This window comes from Blastococcus sp. SYSU DS0619, assembly GCF_054051035.1.
In genome coordinates, this window is sequence record NZ_JBJHAM010000004.1 from 166,536 (window position 1) to 185,264 (window position 18,729).

The 18,729-nt window shown below is 75.2% G+C and carries 21 protein-coding genes; 8 read left to right on the forward strand and 13 right to left on the reverse strand.

The window, feature by feature from the left end:
- Positions 1-4: 4 nt before the first annotated feature.
- From ACI79T_RS07785 to cutA, 3 genes are all read right to left on the reverse strand, one after another.
- A complete protein-coding gene (locus tag ACI79T_RS07785; RefSeq protein ID WP_456609474.1) occupies positions 5-1,015 on the reverse strand; it encodes a lipase family alpha/beta hydrolase in 1,011 nt (336 codons plus the stop codon).
- A 145-nt stretch (positions 1,016-1,160) separates the two neighbouring features.
- Positions 1,161-2,885 carry a putative bifunctional diguanylate cyclase/phosphodiesterase gene (locus ACI79T_RS07790; protein ID WP_456609475.1) on the reverse strand — a complete coding sequence of 575 codons (1,725 nt, stop codon included), beginning with the start codon at positions 2,883-2,885 and terminating at the stop codon, positions 1,161-1,163.
- Positions 2,886-3,030: 145 nt separating this feature from the next.
- Complete coding sequence (cutA, locus tag ACI79T_RS07795; RefSeq protein WP_456609476.1) at positions 3,031-3,357, reverse strand: divalent-cation tolerance protein CutA; 327 nt, start codon at positions 3,355-3,357, stop codon at positions 3,031-3,033.
- 115 nt (positions 3,358-3,472) lie between these two features.
- Between cutA and ACI79T_RS07800 the strand changes: the two genes are divergently transcribed.
- Entirely contained in the window at positions 3,473-3,709 is a 237-nt protein-coding gene (locus tag ACI79T_RS07800) for a hypothetical protein (protein WP_456609477.1), read from the forward strand.
- Between the two features lie 42 nt (positions 3,710-3,751).
- On the opposite strand, the gene ACI79T_RS07805 is transcribed toward ACI79T_RS07800, so the two are convergent.
- On the reverse strand, positions 3,752-4,789 hold the full coding sequence (locus ACI79T_RS07805; protein ID WP_456609478.1) for a hypothetical protein: 1,038 nt from the start codon (positions 4,787-4,789) through the stop codon (positions 3,752-3,754).
- The gene (locus ACI79T_RS07810; protein WP_456609479.1) at positions 4,774-5,220 is read right to left on the reverse strand and encodes a hypothetical protein; all 447 of its coding nucleotides are present in this window, start codon (positions 5,218-5,220) and stop codon (positions 4,774-4,776) included. Before ACI79T_RS07810 ends, ACI79T_RS07805 begins: the two co-directional genes overlap by 16 nt.
- 385 nt (positions 5,221-5,605) lie before the next feature.
- Between ACI79T_RS07810 and ACI79T_RS07815 the strand changes: the two genes are divergently transcribed.
- From ACI79T_RS07815 to codB, 3 genes are all read left to right on the forward strand, one after another.
- Positions 5,606-7,120, forward strand: coding sequence for a tannase/feruloyl esterase family alpha/beta hydrolase (locus tag ACI79T_RS07815; RefSeq protein ID WP_456609480.1), 1,515 nt, complete (start codon positions 5,606-5,608; stop codon positions 7,118-7,120).
- 184 nt (positions 7,121-7,304) lie between these two features.
- Entirely contained in the window at positions 7,305-7,793 is a 489-nt protein-coding gene (locus ACI79T_RS07820) for a nucleoside deaminase (protein WP_456609481.1), read from the forward strand.
- Positions 7,790-9,082 carry a cytosine permease gene (gene codB / locus ACI79T_RS07825; protein WP_456609482.1) on the forward strand — a complete coding sequence of 431 codons (1,293 nt, stop codon included), beginning with the start codon at positions 7,790-7,792 and terminating at the stop codon, positions 9,080-9,082. Before ACI79T_RS07820 ends, codB begins: the two co-directional genes overlap by 4 nt.
- An 81-nt stretch (positions 9,083-9,163) precedes the next feature.
- On the opposite strand, the gene ACI79T_RS07830 is transcribed toward codB, so the two are convergent.
- The 4 genes from ACI79T_RS07830 to ACI79T_RS07845 form a co-directional block, all read right to left on the reverse strand.
- Positions 9,164-9,337 carry a hypothetical protein gene (locus tag ACI79T_RS07830; protein WP_456609483.1) on the reverse strand — a complete coding sequence of 58 codons (174 nt, stop codon included), beginning with the start codon at positions 9,335-9,337 and terminating at the stop codon, positions 9,164-9,166.
- Positions 9,338-9,482: 145 nt separating this feature from the next.
- Complete coding sequence (locus ACI79T_RS07835) at positions 9,483-12,005, reverse strand: FtsX-like permease family protein (RefSeq protein ID WP_456609484.1); 2,523 nt, start codon at positions 12,003-12,005, stop codon at positions 9,483-9,485.
- Complete coding sequence (locus tag ACI79T_RS07840) at positions 12,002-12,763, reverse strand: ABC transporter ATP-binding protein (protein ID WP_456609485.1); 762 nt, start codon at positions 12,761-12,763, stop codon at positions 12,002-12,004. The genes ACI79T_RS07835 and ACI79T_RS07840 overlap by 4 nt, the downstream gene beginning before the upstream one ends.
- Positions 12,760-13,035: a hypothetical protein gene (locus ACI79T_RS07845; protein WP_456609486.1), complete on the reverse strand. Its 276-nt coding sequence runs from the start codon at positions 13,033-13,035 to the stop codon at positions 12,760-12,762. Before ACI79T_RS07845 ends, ACI79T_RS07840 begins: the two co-directional genes overlap by 4 nt.
- A 156-nt stretch (positions 13,036-13,191) precedes the next feature.
- Here ACI79T_RS07845 and ACI79T_RS07850 point away from each other — a divergent pair, with 156 nt between their 5' ends.
- The 4 genes from ACI79T_RS07850 (at position 13,192) to ACI79T_RS07865 (ending at position 16,647) form a co-directional block, all read left to right on the forward strand.
- Entirely contained in the window at positions 13,192-14,457 is a 1,266-nt protein-coding gene (locus tag ACI79T_RS07850) for a sensor histidine kinase (RefSeq protein WP_456609487.1), read from the forward strand.
- Complete coding sequence (locus ACI79T_RS07855) at positions 14,445-15,098, forward strand: response regulator (protein ID WP_456609488.1); 654 nt, start codon at positions 14,445-14,447, stop codon at positions 15,096-15,098. The genes ACI79T_RS07850 and ACI79T_RS07855 overlap by 13 nt, the downstream gene beginning before the upstream one ends.
- A gap of 66 nt (positions 15,099-15,164) precedes the next feature.
- Entirely contained in the window at positions 15,165-15,752 is a 588-nt protein-coding gene (locus ACI79T_RS07860) for a nitroreductase family protein (RefSeq protein ID WP_456609489.1), read from the forward strand.
- 220 nt (positions 15,753-15,972) lie between these two features.
- Complete coding sequence (locus ACI79T_RS07865; RefSeq protein WP_456609490.1) at positions 15,973-16,647, forward strand: pentapeptide repeat-containing protein; 675 nt, start codon at positions 15,973-15,975, stop codon at positions 16,645-16,647.
- Positions 16,648-16,668: 21 nt separating this feature from the next.
- Here ACI79T_RS07865 and ACI79T_RS07870 read toward each other — a convergent pair whose 3' ends face one another.
- The 4 genes from ACI79T_RS07870 to ACI79T_RS07885 are packed head-to-tail and all read right to left on the reverse strand — an operon-like array spanning position 16,669 to position 18,716.
- Positions 16,669-17,136 (reverse strand): hypothetical protein, encoded by a 468-nt coding sequence (locus tag ACI79T_RS07870; RefSeq protein ID WP_456609491.1) that lies wholly within the window; start codon positions 17,134-17,136, stop codon positions 16,669-16,671.
- Positions 17,133-17,546 carry a TadE/TadG family type IV pilus assembly protein gene (locus ACI79T_RS07875; protein ID WP_456609492.1) on the reverse strand — a complete coding sequence of 138 codons (414 nt, stop codon included), beginning with the start codon at positions 17,544-17,546 and terminating at the stop codon, positions 17,133-17,135. The genes ACI79T_RS07870 and ACI79T_RS07875 overlap by 4 nt, the downstream gene beginning before the upstream one ends.
- The gene (locus tag ACI79T_RS07880) at positions 17,539-17,745 is read right to left on the reverse strand and encodes a hypothetical protein (protein WP_456609493.1); all 207 of its coding nucleotides are present in this window, start codon (positions 17,743-17,745) and stop codon (positions 17,539-17,541) included. The genes ACI79T_RS07875 and ACI79T_RS07880 overlap by 8 nt, the downstream gene beginning before the upstream one ends.
- A 29-nt stretch (positions 17,746-17,774) precedes the next feature.
- The gene (locus ACI79T_RS07885; protein WP_456609494.1) at positions 17,775-18,716 is read right to left on the reverse strand and encodes a type II secretion system F family protein; all 942 of its coding nucleotides are present in this window, start codon (positions 18,714-18,716) and stop codon (positions 17,775-17,777) included.
- Between the last annotated feature and the right edge of the window lie 13 nt (positions 18,717-18,729).

Below are 18,729 nucleotides of genomic sequence, written 5' to 3' on the forward strand. Positions count from 1 at the left end.
GGGCTCAGCGGCGGGCGTGGACGTACGGGGCGAGAGCCGGCTCCTCGTCGACCTCCGCGGCGTCGCCGTCGCTGTCGACCGCGTACCCGACGAAGGCCGCGTGGTCGGCCGCGAAGGTGGCCGGGTCGACGCCGGGCTGGAACAGCTGGGCGCACGTGGTCAGCGGGATGCGCCCGCGCACCGCCGGCCCGTCGTGGGTGAGGGCGTCGACCACGATCGCGTAGCCGACCGGGTCGTAGCTGCCGATGGCGAAGTGGTCGGCGGCGTTGGCCGGGCAGACCTCCTGGGTGGCGACGTTCGCGATCCGCCCGTCGCCGGTGCGCAACGCGGAGCTCGCCATCGCCGGGGTGTTGGGGACGACGATCTCGTCCGCGGCCGTGTAGGCGACGGTGTAGTCGACGCCGGCGAAGGTCTCCGCCCCGCTGTTGAGCGCCTGCAGGAACTGCGACTGCGAGGCCTGCTGGTGGTTGGCCGGCGTGCACGGGCCGGTGCTGCACGAGGTGTCGGCCAGCACCGTGCCGTGGTTCGACGGCGAGAGCCCCACGAGGTCGTCGACCAGCTCGCGGGTGTCGGGCCAGAAGCGCAGCGCCCAGCGGGGCACCATCCCGCCCTGGCTCCAGCCCACGACGTCGACGTCGCGGCGGGCCTGCTGGCTCATGGTGCGGATGGCGTGCACGAGGTGCTCGCCGGCCACCTGGATGTCACCGGTTGCGTCGGAGGGCAGGGTGACCGCGCACCAGCGCCAGCCGCGCTGGTCGAAGGCCCGCATGTAGTTCCAGTCGAAGCCGACCTGCGGGTCCATCGTCGTGCCCGGCACGAGCAGGACGGGGTCCTGCCGCAGGTCACGCAGCGGCCCGTTGCAGGTGAGGCTCTCCTGCAGATCCGTCCTGGACACCGACAGCGCAGGCCCGCGCTGGTCCAGCGGGGCGTACTCCCCCGTCGACGGGGCCGGTGCCGCCGAGGCGACGCCACCGCCCAGCAGCACGGCGGCCAGCGCCGCGGTCAGGGCGGTCATCAGCCGGGACCTCGGCATCGGATCGTCTCCTCGGGCTGGGCGCACGCCGTCGCGCGCTCGTGCGGGCACAACGACCGAGTGTCCACACGGATGTGGGGTGCCACTCGAGCCCCGGCGCGCCGGTCGGGCCGCCGGGGGGATCGGGTCAGCCGGCGGGCGGACCGTGCTCCGGCCGTGACCGCAGCCACCGCAGGAACTCGTGCCCCGGCATCGGCGCGGCGATGTGGAAGCCCTGGGCGTACCGGCAGCCGAGCTCGGTGAGCCGCTGCAGCTGCGCCGCCGTCTCCACGCCCTCCGCGAGGCTGCGCATGCCGCAGGCCCCCGCCAGCCCGACGACGGCGGTCACCACGGCGGCCGACTGGCTGCCCGGATCGTCCGCGCCCGACACGAGGCTCTTGTCGATCTTGAGCACGCCGGCCGGGATGGCGACCAGCTGGCTGAGCGACGAGAAGCCGCTGCCGAAGTCGTCGATGGAGGACTCCACGCCGAGCTCGCGCAGCCGCCGGAACTGCTGCGCGGCGCGGGCCGGGTCCTGGGCAGCACTGGTCTCGGTCAGCTCCACGACCAGCTGCCGGGCGTCGAGGCCGGCCCCGTGCAGCGCGGTCACGACGTCGTCGACCAGGGTGCCGGTGGCCAGGTGCACCGCACTCACGTTCACCCCGGTGACCACGCGCACGCCGTCGTCGCGCCAGGCAGCCGTCTGCCGGCAGGCCTCGCCCAGCACCCAGCGGGTGAGCGGGATGACCAGGTCGTGCTGCTCGGCGACCGGCACGAAATCGCAGGGCGGCAGCACGCCGCGCTCGGGGTGCCGCCAGCGCACCAGCGCCTCCGCGCCGCTGACCAGCCCCGTCGCCAGGTCCACCACCGGCTGGTAGTGCAGCAGCAGCTGACCGTCGGAGATCGCGTCGCGCAGCTCGGCCGCCAGCTGCACCTTGCGCTGCACCCGGTCGCGCAGGTCGGGGCTGAAGACCCGCACCCGGTTGCGGCCGGCGGCCTTGGCCGCGTACATCGCCAGATCGGCGTCGCGGACCAGGTCGGTGGAGCGCACCCCGGCCCGGTCCCCGGCCGGGATGGCGGCGATCCCGATGCTCGCGCTGAGCCGGTGGGTCCGGCCGCCCAGGTCGAACGGCTGCTCGAAGGTGGCCTGGCAGCGGTTGGCCAGCAGCTCCGCGCCGCCGGCGTCGCAGTCCCGGCAGAGGACGACGAACTCGTCGCCACCGAGCCGGCCCACGGTGTCCTGCGCGCGGGTGCCGTCGATCAACCGGCCGGCCAGCTGGCGCAGCAGCTCGTCCCCCACGTCGTGGCCCAGGGAGTCGTTCACGTCCTTGAAGCCGTCGACGTCGAGGAAGAGGACGGCGAGCGCGGGGCAGCGGTCGTGCTGCAGCTCGGCATCGATCAGCTCGTGCAGGTGCGCCCGGTTGGGCAGCTCGGTGAGCGAATCGTGCCGTGCCCGCCAGGCCGAGGCCCTCTCCGCCCGGACCCGGGCGGTGATGTCGACGTGGGTGACCACGACGTGCCCTGCCTGGTCGACGCGGGAGGCCTGCACGTGGAACCAGCTCGTGGTAGCGCCCGTGGGATCGGGGATCGAGCGGTCGACCGAGACCTCGGCGCGCTCGCCCCGGGACAGCTCGCGCAGCTCACGCAGCAGTCGGCGGGCATCGGCGTCGTCGCGCAGGTGCAGGGCCAGCGCGTGGTAGTCCTCGCCCGGCAGGATCGGCGCCTCGCGTTCCTTCCCCGCCTCGGACCACGCCGAGTTCGCCAGGACCACGTGGCCGGCCGGGTCGAGCAGCACCGTCGGGGAGGCGAGGGCATCGAGCACCGCCTCCACGAGCGCGGCGTCCCGGCCCGACGAGCCCGCGCTGCGGCGCACGTCCAGTGGCAACCCGGGTCTGCCCGGTTCTGGTCGCACGGCACCTCCGCTGGTCCCCGACGCGGGCGCACCCCTCACTCGGCGCGGAGCACCGCCGGAGCAGCCACCGAGCGCCCTCGGAAGGGCTGGGACCCAGGGTGCCGTATCAGGGCTCCCGCGTCTCGTCGGCGATCCACCGCAGGTAGTCGGGGTTGCCGCCGACGAGCGGCAGCGCGATGACGCAGGGCACCTCGTAGGGGTGCAGCTCCCGGGTGCGTGCGACCACCTCGGGCACCAGCGATCGACGGGTGTGCAGCGCGACCCGGGCCTCGGTGGCGTCGTGCACCGCACCCTCCCAGCGGTACACCGACCGGATCGGGACGACGTGGTGGCCGCAGGCGACCAGGCGCTCCTCGACCAGCGTCCGGGTGAACCCGGTCAGCCACTCGGCGTCCTCGGCGGTGACGACGACCTCGCAGAACTCCTCGTCCATCCGCCCATTCTCGTCCGCGCCGATCACGGCAGCTGCACCACGGCACCCGACGTCACGGCACGTCGCATCACGGCACCTTGCGTGGAACCGGTGGTCCCGGGGGTAGGGGGCGGTCATGACCGACGACATGACGATCCAGCTGGACGGCGAGGACTACGTGCTGCGCCCGGAGGGCGACGGCCTGCAGGTCGGCCGACGGATGGGCGGTGACGTGACCTGGCTGGACACCGTGGAGGGCAGCCTGCTCCCGGCTCCGGCCCGCGAGGCGCTCGAGCGCGGGGACACCTCCGACGAGGCGCTGCTGCGCGCGGTGCGCGGCGTGGTGCAGGCCGAGGTCGAGCGCGGGGGCTGACCGCACCGGGGTGGCCGCGGCGGTGCGTACCGCCGCGGTCGCTCAGTCCCCCCGGCGCCCGCCGCCGCCCCCTCCGTGGCCGCTGTCCCGGTGCTCCTCGAAGCGCTCGGCCAGGTCCCGCAGCCACTGCTCGATCTCCCCGCGCAGGTCCCGGCCGGGAGGCGGGGTCGCGACGGGGGCAGGCAGCGGGGGCGGCGCGGGGGCCGGTGCGGGCGCAGGTGCCGGCGCCGGCGCAGGTGTGGCTGACGGCGCGGGTGCCGCTGCCGGGGCGGGCGCTCGGGCAGGTGCAGGTGCGGGCGCGGACTGCGGTTCGGCCGGCGGCGGTTCGGCTGGTGCGGCCGGCGGGGCCGCAGCCTGCGCGAGCCGGGCCTCTCCGCGACCGAGGGTGGCGCGGGTGGTGTCGGCCGCCGCCGCCCACTCCCCCCAGCGCCCGGCGTCCAGCGCGACCTCCGCGGCGACATCGGTGACGCGCCCCCGCAGGCGCTCGGCGAGCGCGGCACCGACGCGGTCGGCGGCCCGCAGGTCGCAGGCCACCCGGTCGATGACGCTCGCGCCCTCGGCGCACCCGGCCCAGGCCTCCACCGCGGCGCCGATCTCGGTGGCGACCTCGGCGAGCACCCGGTCGGCGTCGGCCGGATCGTCGGTGAGCGCCGGCAGGACGGTGCGCAGGCCCGCGACGACCGGCGCGGCGACCGCCGGGTCCAGTGCGCTCACGACGAGTTCGCCCGCTCCCGCACCCGTCGGCCACCGGACGACGTCCCCCGGCGCGAGGACGCGCGCGTCGCCGGAAAGCAGCCGAATCGCCCCGGCCGAAGCCGCGTCGCTGAGCTCGAGGGGCTCGGCCTGGCCCAGGTCGCCCGACGCCCGCACCGCCACGGGGACGTCGAGGGTGTTGTGCAGCACCACGGCACCGCCGTCGACGCAGGCGTCGAGCAGGAAGTCCGTCGGCACGCCGCCGCGCTGCTGGTCGACGGTGCAGAGGCCGGCCGCCGGTGCCGCCGCCGCCGGGGCGGGCAGGGCCAGGATCGCCGCCGCCACGGCCGCTGCCGTGGCGAGGACCCGTGTCACGAGGGTGCGCATGCCGGCGCCAGCCGGGTGACCAGCACGTCCATGCCGTCGATCAGGTCCGCCCGCGCGTCTTCGGTGAGCGGCTCGCGCAGCACGGCGCGCAACGCGGCGACGACGTCCTCGGCAGCGGCCACCAGCCGCCGGTTCTCACCCTCGGGCAGCGCAGCCACGGTCGTCCGCAGCTCGTTGCGTGCCGCGGCGAGCTGCGTGCGCGCCTCCACGACCTGGACGCCGGACACGAGCAGCCCGACCGCGTGCGGAATGCCGAGGAAGTAGGTGGAATCAGCCAGCCGGTCGCAGAGCACGGGCGCGCCGGCGGGTGCGGTGTAGCGCTGCCCCGCAGTGGGACCTCCCTCTGCGGCGGTCTCGCTCGAGGCGCAGGCGGGCACGGCGGCCAGCACCATGACGAAGAGCCCTACGGCACCGGGTCTGCGCAGGGACACGCGGCGAACCTAGGGCGTGCGTGAGCTCCCGGAACAGCGAGCGTCACCCGAGCAGGCGAACCGGTCGCGCCCCGCCTGACTGTCCGTCACAAGCCGCTGACCTGCGGCGATGCATCCTGCCTACCGGCAGGCGCCTCCCACACCGGGCCGCACCCGTCGCCGCTCCCCCGGACCACCGTGGACACGGGCCGAAGGCGGCGCGGTCCCCTCCCCGGTTCCTGCCAGCGGAACAATGGTCGCGACACATTGTTAATTCTTCGCGACGCGCCGCTTTTCCCGTCCGAGCCATTGCCATTCGGGGTCACGCCTCCTTGACTGCCCGGAACGCACGCGACCAATTGTTCCGATGGGCGGAACAATGCGTGCCGGCTTTGGGGAGGCCCGCGTGACGATCCATCCGCGCACCACCGGCCGAGGGCGGGCGGGCGTCGTGCTGCTCGCCCTCGTCGCCCTCATGGCGCTCGCCGTACCGGCGACCGCCGCGCCGCCGTCGGGCGACCCCGTTCCCGGCGCACCTGCCGCGGAGCGCTGCGCCGCGCTCGTCGGCAGCACCGTCAAGGTGGACCACGACCGGGCGGTCATCGACACGGCCACCGTCGTCCCCGCCGTCGGCAGCACGCCCGAGAACTGCGACATCGGCGGCCGCATCGGCGACATCGGCTTCCGCATGCAGTTCCCGACGGAGGGCTGGAACCAGCGGTACTTCCAGACCGGCTGCGGCGGGTTCTGCGGCTACATCCCGATCGACTCGTGCGGTGACGCGCTGTCCCGCGGGTACGCGGTCGCCGCGGAGGACAGCGGGCACCAGGGCCAGAGCGACGGCTCCTGGGCGTACGACGACCGGCGGGCCGAGATCGACTGGGGCTACCGCTCGCCGCACGTGGTGGCGGTGGCGGCCAAGCAGTACATCCAGCAGTTCTACGGCCAGGCGCCGTCCTACTCGTACTTCCAGGGCTGCTCCACCGGCGGGCGGCAGGCGTTGTCGGAGGCGCAGCGCTACCCCGACGACTTCGACGGGATCGTGGCCGGCGCCCCGGCGCTGTACCAGAACTACCTGGCCCCGCTCTCCCAGGGCCACCTCGAGACGGTGAACCGGCGCGACGACGGCACGGTCATCCTGCCCGCGACGAAGGCCCCGGTCGTCGGCGCCGCGGCGCTGGCGCGGTGCGACGACCTGGACGGCGTCGTCGACGGGGTGATCGCCGATCCGGAGGGCTGCGACTTCGACCCGGGCACCCTGCTGTGTCCCGGGGACGTCGACCAGCCGACCTGCCTGACGTCGGCCCAGGTCGAGGTCGTCGAGGCGTTCTACGCGCCACCCGTCGACGAGCGCGGCCGCGAGCTCTACCCGGGCGGTCTCGTGGTCGGGTCGGAGGGCGGCTGGCCGGGCTGGTCCATCGGCACCGACACCGCGCTGTCCGGCGGCGGCAACTACGCCCAGCAGGTGCTCCAGTACCTGGCCTTCACCCGCGACCCGGGACCGGACTACTCGCTGTTCGACTTCGACCCCACGCGCGATGCGCCCAAGCTCAAGTCGATGGCGAACATCTACAACGCCGACCAGGTGAACATGCACCGCTTCGAGCGCTCGGGCGGCAAGCTGCTGGTGTGGCACGGCTGGGCCGACCCGCTGATCACGCCCGAGGGCACGATCGACTACGTCAGCAAGGCCGTCGCCGCCAACGGTGGCCGGGCGGCCACCGAGGACTGGATGCGGCTGTTCCTGCTGCCCGGCGTCTACCACTGCGCCGGCGGCCCGGGCGAGGACACCGTGGACTGGCTGACCGCCATCGAGCGGTGGGTGGAGCACGGTGAAGCACCCGACCAGGTGACCGCCAGCAAGCTGGCCGGCGGCGACGTCGTCAGCACGCGGGTGGTGCAGGAGTACGTCGTCGGCTGATGCCGGACGACGACCTGCCGCACGGCCGTTCTGCGGTCGTGCGGCAGGTCGTCAGCCGGCTCGGCGTGCCGGGCGGGGCGCCGGGTGTTCGGCCCGTAACGGCGACGACACCCCGCGGAGATGGACGGGCGGCAATCTCTCGCGCCAGGGTCGGCGCACGGATCGGCTCGGACGAGGAGACACGATGACAGTGCCGCTGGACGCACAGACCGCCCGCTCGTGGCTGGCGGTGGCGATCGAGGAGGCCCGGGCCGGGCTGGCCGAGGGAGGCATCCCCATCGGGGCGGCGCTCATCGGTCGGGACGGCAGCGTCCTGGGCCGCGGGCACAACCGCCGGGTGCAGCACGACGACCCGTCGGTGCACGGGGAGACCGACGCCTTCCGCAACGCCGGGCGGCAGCGGTCCTACCGGGGCACCACGATGGTCACCACGCTGTCGCCCTGCTGGTACTGCAGCGGGCTGGTGCGCCAGTTCGGCATCACCCGGCTGGTCGTCGGGGAGGCGGCCACCTTCTCCGGCGGGCACGACTGGCTGGCCGAGCACGGCGTCGAGGTACTGGTGCTCGACGACCCCGAGTGCCGGCAGATGATGACCGACTTCATCGCCGCGAACCCGGCGCTGTGGAACGAGGACATCGGCGAGGACGAGCCGGCCATGGAGGAGGGCCGATGAGCACCGTCCGTCCCGAGGACGCCCCGGCCGTCGTCGATCCCGACTACCCGATCGACCCGGTGCCGGCGCACGCCCGGAAGTCGCTGTTCTCCCTGGCGATCGTGCTGCTCGGTTTCACCTTCTTCACGCCCACCATGCTGGCCGGCGCCCAGATCGGCGCCGCCTTCGACGTCGGCTCGCTGATCTGGGTGCTGCTGCTGGGCAGCGCCGTCCTCGGCGTGTACGTCGCCGTGATCGGCGGCATCGGCGCCCGCACCGGGCTGACCACCGTGATGATGTGCCGGTACGCGCTCGGCCGGCGGGGGGCCAAGCTCGCCTCCCTGCTGCTGGGCGGCACCCAGGTCGGCTGGTACGGCGTCACCGTGGCCACGCTGGCCGGGCTCACCGCCAGCGCCCTGGAGTGGGAGGGGCGGGCCACCGAGATCGTGCTCATGCTGGTCGGCGGCGCGCTCATGGGCGTCACCGCGTACTACGGCTACAAGGGCATGTACGCCCTGTCGGTGGTGTCCGTGCCGCTGATGCTGGTGCTGGCCGGCTGGGTCACCTGGCGCTCGCTGGAGGAGGTCGGCGGCTGGAGCGGGCTGAGCGCCGTCGAGCCGGCCACCACCATGCCGCTGGCCACCGCGGTCACCATCGTCGTCGGCACGTTCGCCTCCGGTGGCACGCAGGCGCCCAACTGGACCCGCTTCGCCCGCACGCCGCTCAGCGGTTTCTGGGCCTGCCTGGTCGCCTTCCTCATCGGCGAGCTCCTGATGCTGGGCTTCGGCGCCATCGGGGCGATCTCGTTCGGGGAGGGCGACTTCGTCCTGGTGCTCTACCAGCTGGGGCTGGTCGGCTGGGGGCTGGTCTTCCTCGTCGCCAACCTCTGGACGACGAACGACAACACTGCCTACAACTTCGGCGTCGCCGGCGCGGAGATCGCCAACTCGCCGTCGAAGAAGCCGTTCGTGATCGGCGGCGTGGTCATCGGGACGCTGCTGGCCATCACCGGCATCTACGAGAACCTCATCGACTACCTGGTGTGGCTGGGCATCCTGATCCCGCCGCTGGGCGGTGTGGTGATCGGCGACTTCGTGGCGCGGTGGCGGCGCGGCATGCCGGAGAGCGCGACGCTCCCGGACGTCGAGTGGCGCAACATCGCCGTCTACGTGGTCGCCGCCCTCGCCGCCTGGTGGAGCAACGAGGCCGGGTGGTTCATCCCGCCGGTGGTCGGTGTCGTCGTCGCCGTCGCCGGTGTGCTGGCCGTGCAGCGCGGACGGCGTCCGGCGCAGGCGACCGTCCCGGCCTGATCACGAGACGCCGGCCCGCTCCCGGGCCGGCGTCGGCGGGGGCGGCTCAGAGCAGGTAGCCGTCCCCGCCGGCGAGCGCGGTCAGCAGACCATGACGACGAAGACCAGCACCGCCGCGACGAAGACGCCCAGGGCGATGAGCCAGCCGTGGGTCTTCTCGCGCACCGGCTTGCCCGCGGGCTGCGGGGTTGCCGGCCGCTCCTGGGCGGCGGGCCGCGCGACGAGGCTCGGGCTGTGGTGGACGTGGACGCTCATGACCGCTCCCTGTGCAGGACCGACGGGCGCCGGCCGGCGCCCGGACCGGGTCCGTGCTGGACCCGGTTCCATGCTTCGCCCGGCGGAAGTCCGCGGGGAGGGGTCGAGGGTCCCGTCCGGTGCGCCGAAGGGCCCTGCACCGGCCCTAGCCTGCGCCGGTCAGGGCCGCCGTCGCCGGCGTACGCAGCGCCGAGCGGGCCGGCAGCCCGATGCCGGCGACGGCGATCGTGGTGACGACGACGGCCGCCGCGGGCAGCAGCCACCAGGGCAGAGCCGGCCAGGGCCGGTCGAGGAACCCCAGGCCCAGCAGTGCCAGCGGCACGGCCGAGACCAGGGCCCCGGCGAGGACGGCGGCGGCCGAGACGAACCCGGCCTCCCACCGCAGCATGGCCCGCAGCTGGGCCGGGGTGGTCCCGCTGAGCCGCAGGGTGGCCAGCTCCTCGCGGCGCTGGGCCGTGGCGGCGACCAGCGAGTTGGCGACGCCGAGCAGCACGTAGCCCAGCAGCACACCGACCACCGCGAGGTTGACCCACGTCTCCGGCGGCACCGCGCGCGCCGGTCCGGCGTCCGCACCGGTCACGACCAGGCCGGGCCCCGCGGCGACCGTGGCGGCCAGGGCTCGATCCGCGGCGGCGCTGCCGTCGGTGCGGACCAGCAGCTGGTCGGCGAGGTCGCTGGTGGTGTGCCCGGCGGCCAGGTCCGCCGAGAGGACGACCGCGCCGAATCCCAGCGAGCGCCCGTAGACGGCGACCACCCGCGCGGTCACCTCCGCGCCGTCGCCGAGTGTGAGCCGCACCCGGCTGCCGACGTCGGCGTCGCGGGCGCGCGCCGCCTCGGTGCTCAGCGCGACGGTGTCGCCGGTCAGCCCGGCCAGGCTGCCGGAGCGGACGTCGAGGTCGAGGACCGCGGGCGCGGCCGGGGTGAGCACGAGCGCCGGCTGCGGTTCCACGGAGACCTCGCCGAGCACGGCCGGCGACCACAGCACCGTGGTGGTGCGGACGGGTGCGGCGGCCTCGATCCCGGGGGTGGCCCGCACGGCGGGGAGCGCGTCGTCGGGGATCCCGCCCAGCGCCGGAGCGGCGACCTGCGTGGCGCCGAGCGTGGCCTCCTCGGCCTCCCCGGTGACGGCGGCGGCGACCGTGGTGTGCGAGGCGGTGTAGGTCAGCGCGAGCACCACGGCCATCGCCAGCGCGGTGACCGCACCGGCCGAGCGCAGCGCGTACCCGTGCAGGTTGGCCACCGCCAGCCAGGTCGGCGCGGAGGTGCCCGCCGGCAGCCGCCGGGCCAGCCCACCGGTGACCCAGCGCAACAGCGCGGGGCCGGCCAGCGTCAGGCCGATGGCCCCGGTGATCCCGGCCAGCGCGGTGCCCGCCGCACCGAGCTGGGAGCGCAGGAGCAGCGGGAGCGCGGCGAGCGGGACCGCGGCGACCAGCAGGCCGAGGCCCGTCCGCGTGCGCAGCGCCGACGGCACCGCCGGCCCGGTACGGCTCTCCCCGAGGGCGGCGGTGACCGGCGCCCGCGACACCCGCCACGCCGCACCCCGGGCCGCGACCTGGACGACCAGGAGCAGGAGCAGCGCAGCGGCCAGCGCCGGCAGCGGGCTCCGGGTGAGCGGCAACTGCTCCGGGAGGAGGCCGGTGCCGACCAGCAGCCGGCGGAACCGGTCGGCGAGCAGGTAGCCCAGCGCGATCCCGGGGACCAGGGCGACGACGGCGGCCAGGCTGGCCTGGCCGGCGACCAGCCCGCGGACCTGCCGCGGGGTGGTGCCGACCGCGCGCAGCAGCGCCAGCTCCCGCCGCTGCCCGGCGATCGACACCGACAGCGCGCCCGCGATGACGAACCCGACGACGAGCAGCGGCACCCCGGCCAGCGAGGAGGCCAGCACGACGAGGAGGCTGCGGGCGGCGGCCGCCTCCGGCAGCACCAGCTCGCCCCGGTCGGCTCCGGTCGCCATCACCAGGCCGGTGCCGGAGAGCTGCGCGCGGACGGCGTCGGCGACCCGGTCGGACGCTCCCGGCTCGACCCGCAGGCCGACGAGGTCGACGGTGCCTGTGCGCCCGGCCAGCCGTGCGGCGACGTCGTCGGCGAACAGCAGCCCCGCGCCGTCCGGACCGGCCACCGCGGTGACCCGGTACTCCGCCGTCCGCCCCGCGGCGACGACGCGGGCGGGATCGCCCGGCTCGAGGCCGGCGGCCGCGGCCAGGGCCGGGTCGAGGGCCACCTCGTCCGGGCCGGCCGGCGGGCGCCCCTGCACCGACCGGTCGGGCAGCAGCTGCAGCGAGCTCCAGCCGTGACCGGCCGCGGCGGGGGCGTCGCTGCCGACCACGTCGTCGTCGTCGGTCAGCACGGCGGCCGCGAAGGCGAGGTCGCCGGCGGCGGCGGTGACGCCGGGCAGCCCGGCGAGCCGGTCGGCCAGGTCGGCGGGAACTCCCGCCCGCTCCGGCAGCGCGACCGGCAGGTCACCCTGGCGCAGGGTCTGGTCGGCGGAGACGAGCACGTCGGCGGCGGCCAGCCGGCCGACCGGGACCTCCGAGCGCAGGCCCGACTCGGCCAGGACACCGGTGCCGGTGACGATGGCGGCTCCGCCGAGGACGGCGCAGACCACCGCGACCAGCGCGGCGAGCCGGCGGCGGGCCATCCGGACGGCGATCGCGAGCACCGCGCTCACCGCCCCAGCTCGGCGAGACGGGCGGCCAGCTCGGCGGCGGCCGGGGCCTCGTGCGTCTCGACGACCCGCCCGTCGGCCATCACCAGCGCGCGGTGGGCGCGGGCGGCGGCGGCCGGGTCGTGGGTGACCATGACGACGGTCTGGCCCAGCTCGTCGACGAGGTCGCGCAGCAGCCCGAGCACCTCACCGGCGCTGTGCAGGTCCAGCGCCCCGGTGGGCTCGTCGGCGAAGACGACGGCGGGCCGGGCCACCAGCGCGCGGGCGATCGCCGCGCGCTGCTGCTGCCCGCCGGAGAGCTCGGCCGGGCGGTGGTCGAGCCGGCCGGTCAGCCCCACCCGCTCGACCAGGGAGCGGACCCAGGCACGGTCCAGGCGCTGCCCGGCCAGCCGCAGCGGCAGGGTGATGTTCTCCGCGACGGTCAGCGCAGGCACCAGGTTGTAGGCCTGGAAGACGAAGCCGATCCGGTCGCGGCGCAGCTCGGTCCGGCGGGTCTCGTCGAGCCGGCCGATCTCGGTGCCGTCGAGCAGCACGTCGCCGGCGGTGGGGGTGTCCAGGCCCGCCGCGCAGTGCAGCAGGGTGCTCTCGCCCGAGCCGGAGGGACCCATGACCGCGAGGAAGGAGCCGCGCGGCACGGTGAGCGTGACGTCGTCGAGCGCCCGGACGCCGTTGGGGTGCACCTTGGTGACCCCGTGGAGCGCGACCGCCGGTGTCGAAGGCGCGGCCGGGTCGGCGCCCGGCCCGCGCAGGGCGGCGGTCACCGCCGGCGGACGTGCAGGGTGACCAGCGCGGCGACGCAGGCCAGGGTGACCACGCCGGACGCGAGGCTGGCCGCCAGCGGCAGCACGCCGAAGGACGCCAGCGCGTTGACGGCGACGCTCAGGGCCAGCAGCAGCCACAGCGCGGTCCGCAGGGCTCCGCGGTCGGCGGATCGGTACGGCGGGAACGGCGGGGTGTCGTACCGGGGTGGGGTCGGGTGGTCGTCGGCGCTGAGGGACGGCGGGGTGTCCTCGATGCGGTAGGGGTCGGGCACGGCGGGCTCCTGGGGTATCGGGATCGGTGCACCTCGATCCTCGGGACGCCGCGGCTGCCTGCCGATCCCCTGACCTGCCCGGTTGCTGGTACAGCAGGCTGTACTCCTGGGGCCCGGGTGCTGACGGCGAGACCCCGGTGCCCCTAGCGTTCGGGGGTGCCTCCCGCTCCCCTGCCCATCGCGCCGGCTCCCGCGGTCGCCCGCGGTCTGCGTGCGGCGGCGGTCAGGGCCGGCCGGGACACGCTCACCGCGCTCGAGCAGCTGGGCGGCGGGCTGGGCACGGCGCTGCTGGCGCTGGCCGTCCTGCTGTGGGTGCTCGTCGTCGCCCTGACCTGCCTGGTCGGCGTCGGGGTGCTGCTCGTCCCGGAGACGCTGCGGCTGGTGCACGGGCTGGCCGACCGGGAGCGCGCCCGGCTCGGCCGCTGGGGCCCCGACGTGCTCGGTCCCGGTGCGGCGCCCCGATCGCCGCGCGATCCGGTGGCGCGCCGCGAGCTGACCTGGCTGGCCGGGGCGGCGACGGCCGGCCTGGTGTGGACCTTCGTCGGCGTCGCCCTGCCCATCTACGCGGTGCGCGACCTGACCTTCCCGCTGTGGGAGCCCGTGCTGCCGTCGGGCGAGGACAGCCGGCCGTGGTGGTGGTCGGTCGACGACTGGACCGGCGCCGCCGCGGTGGCGCTGCTCGGGCTGGGCTGGGCGGCGCTCACCGTCGGCGCGACCCCGGGGATGGCGCGGCTGCACGCACGGGCTGCCCGGCGGCTGCTGTCCCCGCCGCCGGGCACCGACCTGTCCCTGCGGGTGGCCGAGCTGACCGCCACCCGGGCGGCGGCGCTCGACGCGCACGTGGCCGAGCTGCGCCGCATCGAGCGGTCGCTGCACGACGGCACGCAGAACCGGCTGGTGACGGCGACCGTGCTGCTCGGCGCGGCCCGCCGCTCGCTGGGGCGGGACCCGGCCGCCACCGAGGAGCTGCTGGAGCGGGCCCAGGACGCGGCCGAGCAGGCGCTGGCGGAGCTGCGATCGGTCGCCCGCGGGATCCTGCCGCCGGTGCTGGTCGACCGCGGGCTGGCCGGTGCGCTGAGCGGCTTGGCCGCCGCGAGCCCGGTGCCCTGCACCGTGGACGTCGACGTCCCGGTGCGGTGCCCCGCCTCGGTGGAGGCGACCGCCTGGTTCGTGGCGGCCGAAGCGCTGACCAACGTCGCGCGGCACAGCGGCGCCTCGACGGCACGGGTGACGGTGCGCCTGCGCGGGGGCCGGCTGCACCTGACCGTGACCGACGACGGGCGCGGCGGGGCGGCCGAGGGCGGTGGCTCCGGGCTGACCGGGGTACGCCGCCGGGTCCGGGCGCACGACGGTGACCTCGCACTGACCAGCCCGCCGGGCGGGCCGACGACGCTGGAGGTGGCGCTGCCGTGCGGATCGTGATCGCCGAGGACGACGCCCTGCTGCGGGAGGGGCTGGCGCTGCTGCTGCGGGCCGAGTCGCTGGACGTGGTGGCCGCCGCGGGCGGACCGGACGGGTTCCTGGCCGCCGTCGACGAGCACCGCCCGGACGTCGCGATCGTCGACGTCCGGATGCCGCCGACGCACACCGACGAGGGGGTGCGAGCGGCGGTCGAGGCCCGGCGCCGGCAGCCGGAGCTGGCGGTGCTGGTGCTGTCGGCCTACGTCGAGCAGGCGTTCGCCACCGAGCTGCTGGCCGGTGGCGCGCGACGGCTGGGCTACCTGCTCAAGGAGCGGGTGGGGCGGGTGGAGGAGTTCCTCGGCGCACTGCACCGGGTCGCCGGGGGCGGGACGGCGATCGACCCGGAGGTGGTGGCCCAGCTGCTCACCCGGTCGCGCCCGGACGCCGGGCTGGACCGGCTCAGCGCCCGCGAGCGGGAGGTGCTGGCGCTCATGGCCGAGGGGCTCGGCAACGCCGCGATCGCCGCCCGGCTGGTGGTCACCGACGGGGCGGTGCACAAGCACATCCGCAGCATCTTCGCCAAGCTCGACCTGCCGCCGACGGACGCCGCCGACCGGCGGGTGAGCGCGGTGCTGCGCTACCTGGACGCGGTCCGCCGCTGAGCCTTCCGACTGGCGCGTGACCGACCGCACGGAATGCTTGAGCGTTCAACCCGCGCTGCGCCGGTCATGACCGCCAGCAAGACCGCCGTGACCGCTGTCCCCCTGCACCCACTGCTCGCCGGGCGCTGGAGCCCACGCGGCCTCGATGCCGCGCACGAGTTGAGCGACGGCCAGCTGACCGCGCTGCTCGAGGCAGCCCGGTGGGCGCCGAGTGCGAACAACAGCCAGCCGTGGCGGTTCGCGGTCACCCGCCGCGGAACGGCCGGGTTCGCCGCCGTGCAGGAGGCGCTGGCGCCGGGCAACCGGCTGTGGGCGCATGCGGCGTCCGCGCTCCTGGTGGTGGCGGCCGAGACGGTCGGCCCCGACGGCACCCCCAGACCGTGGGGCGTCTACGACACCGGCCAGGCGGTCGCCCACCTCTCGGTGCAGGCCGAGCACGAGGGCCTGGTGGTGCACCAGCTCGGCGGGTTCGACCGCGACCGGATCGCCGCGCTGCTGGACCTGCCGGCTGCGGTGGTCCCGCTGGTCGTCGTAACCCTGGGCGTGCGCGACGCCGAGGCGGAACTGCCCGAGGCGCTGGCTGCGCGGGAGCGGGCCGACCGCGAGCGCCTGCCGCTCACTGCCCTGGTGATGCCCGTCCCCGCGGCCGGCTGAGCCGGACCGCCGCAGTCGGCCTTTCACGAGCGAGACACCGAACGCGGCACCGCCCACCGGATTCCCGCGCTCGCGGCCCTCCGCCGACGCGGTCGGCGGTTCTAGCCTGGCGGCCCTCAGCGTCCTGGGCGTGAAGGAACCGGCAATGACGCAAACGACACACGGGACTTCGTCCGAGACGAGGGGCCAATCGGCCCGAGGGTGGATCACAGCCGCCGTCGTGGCTGGCACCCTGGTGCTCCAGATATGGACGCTCACCAGCGTCCAGTCCAACCAGGCCGAGTTGGAACGCCAGATCGGCGTCGCACAGCGCTTCTCGGTACTGGCAGAGCAGCTCAGTTCGGATGCCCCCATCGAGCGCATCGCCGGCTTGTACGGCCTCCGGGAGCTCGCGAACGATCAAGAATCCGCACGCGTCCGCAGTATCAAGATCATCGCGGCTTACCTGAAAACGATCAGCACTCGTGCAGACGCGTCGTACGACGAGATCGCCGTGGCCGGCGGGCAACTCGCCGGGATAAGCCGTCTGGCCTCCGATGACGATCCCGGCGAGCGGATCTCCTATGACCTCGCGGGGGTGAACCTCGCCAGCTACAGCCTCCGCGAGCTCCATGTTGATGGCGGGTACTTCCCGGACGTGGTTCTGTCGGGCGCCGGCCTGGAGGGGGCAACGATCACCTGCACGAGGCTGACCGGCGCCGACTTGCGCGGCGCTGATCTGAGCGGCGCGACCGTGAGCCGCGTCCTCCTCGATGAGCGATCGGACTTCTCCGGGACGTTGATCGACGGCGACACCGAGATTCGGGACGTCTACTGGATCGGCACGCCCGGACTGATTCCCGAGGGCAACCACGCAGGCGGCCTGGCCGAGTTCGAGCGCGAGTGCGAGCTGTAGTCCCCGGGGAGGATCCGTCCGTCAGCCGTCGACGTAGCGGTCACGCTCGACGACGAACTGGCCGGTCGCGGTGTTGGACTCGATGAACTCCGGCAGCAGCGGGATCCGCACCGTCACGGTCACGCACACCGAGAACTCTTCCCCCGGCGCCAGCGCCGGCGAGTAGCTGCCCGCCGCCTCGCACCCCGCGCCGGCCGGGGCGTAGGCCAGCCGCATGTCGGTGACCTCCACCGACTGGTCCTCCACCGCCAGCTGCGCCGCCCGTAGCGCGCGCTCGTGCCCGGTGGCCGGGTCCGGCGCGGTGCCCATGGCCCGCCCGGCCTCCCGGGCCGCGGCCTGCGAGGCGAACACCCCGCGCTGCACCGCCGAGAACCCCGCGATGATGTAGACCAGCGGCACGAACACCACCAGCGCGATGAACACGAACTCCACCAGCGCCGAGCCGCGTTCGCCGTCGACCTGCCCGAGCCGGGCGCGCAGCCACCTCACGCGGCCTCCTTCATCGACCGGCCGGTGACCTCCAGCGGCAGCACGTTGCCCAGCGCCGCCAGCAGCGAGGGCACCGACCCCGAGCAGCGCACCACCACCAGCGTCGCGCCGCCGGTGTCCAGCTCCTCCCCCGACGTGCACGCCAGCCCCTGCGCCGTCCGCACCGACGTCGCCCCGGCCACGATCTCCGCGGTGCGCGCGGCACCCAGCGCGGAGTCGACGTCGGCGTTGGCGGCGTACCGCGCGCCCTCCTGGGCGCTGGCGGTCACCACGTTGCGCACGTGCACGTAGACCGCGACCTGCAGCACCGCCAGCAGCAACGCCACGATCAGCAGCGAGACCATGACGAAGTCGACGACGGCGCTGCCCCGCTCGCCGTCGTCCGGTTGCCGGTCCGGCCGGTCAGCCACCGCTCGTGACGGACGTGAGCGCGTTGGTGACCGCGTCCACGATCGCCGTGCGGAACGGGATCAGGATCGCCAGCACGAGCGCGGCGGTCATCACGGTGATCATCACCCAGCCGGGCACGTCACCCCGCTCGGGGTCGTCGCCGCGCAACCGGTCGACGAGAGCGACGAGGGTCGCGGTGAGGTAGGCGTAGGGACGCATGGCAGCTTCCTTTCGGGTTGTCCGCGGGCTCACTGCGCCAGCGAGACGATGCTGATCAGCCCCGGGAACAGGGCGAAGAGGACGGTGACTGGCAGCACCAGGAATACGACCGGAACCATCATGGCGATCTCCTTGCGCCCGCCGGCCTCGAGCAGCCGGCGCTTGCCGGCCTCCCGGACGTCGGCGGCCTGGGCGCGCAGCACCTCGGCCAGCGGGGTGCCCCGCTCGATGGCCACGAGCAGGCCGTCGATGAACCGGGCGAGCGGATCCAGCGAAGTGTGGTCGGCCACCTGCTGCAGCGCGTCCACCAGCGGGACGCCGGCCCGCGCCCGTCCCAGCGCCGCGCCCAGCTCGCGGGCGAGCTCACCGCCGGAGAGCCGGGTGACCCGGGCGATGGCCGCCGTCGGGCTCTCCCCAGCGGTCACCGCCAGCGCGAGCAGCTCGGCGACCACCGGGAACTCGGCGAGCAGCAGCTCCTCCCGCTTCTGCACCTGCTGGGTGAGCCACCAGTCGCGGCCGAGCACGCCGCCGACCAGCCCAGCCACGCAGAGCAGGGCGACCGACAGCACGTTGAGGTCGCCGGCGGCCAGCGAGCCGATGGTGGCCACGCCCGCGGCGGCCAGCAGCCCGAGCCCGCCCCACACGACCTGCTCGATGCGGAAGTCCTCGACGCTCATCTCCCCGCCGAGGGCGTCGAGCCGGCGGCGCACCGCGGCCCGCCCGCCGAGGAAGCGGTCGATCATCCGGGCGCCGTTGCCGATCGAGGGCCCGGCGATCCGGCGGATCGCGGTGAGCATGCCCGGCTCGGTGACCGTGCCGAGCAGCCGCGACGGCGGCGGGGTGTCGTGCACGTACGGCGCCAGCCGGTCCACCAGCCGCACCGAGCGGAACGGCGGCGCGTACGTCAGCACCAGGACCAGTCCGGTTGCGGCCAGCAGACCGAGCAGCATCCCGACCACGCCGGCGCTCACCGCGGCACCCCGC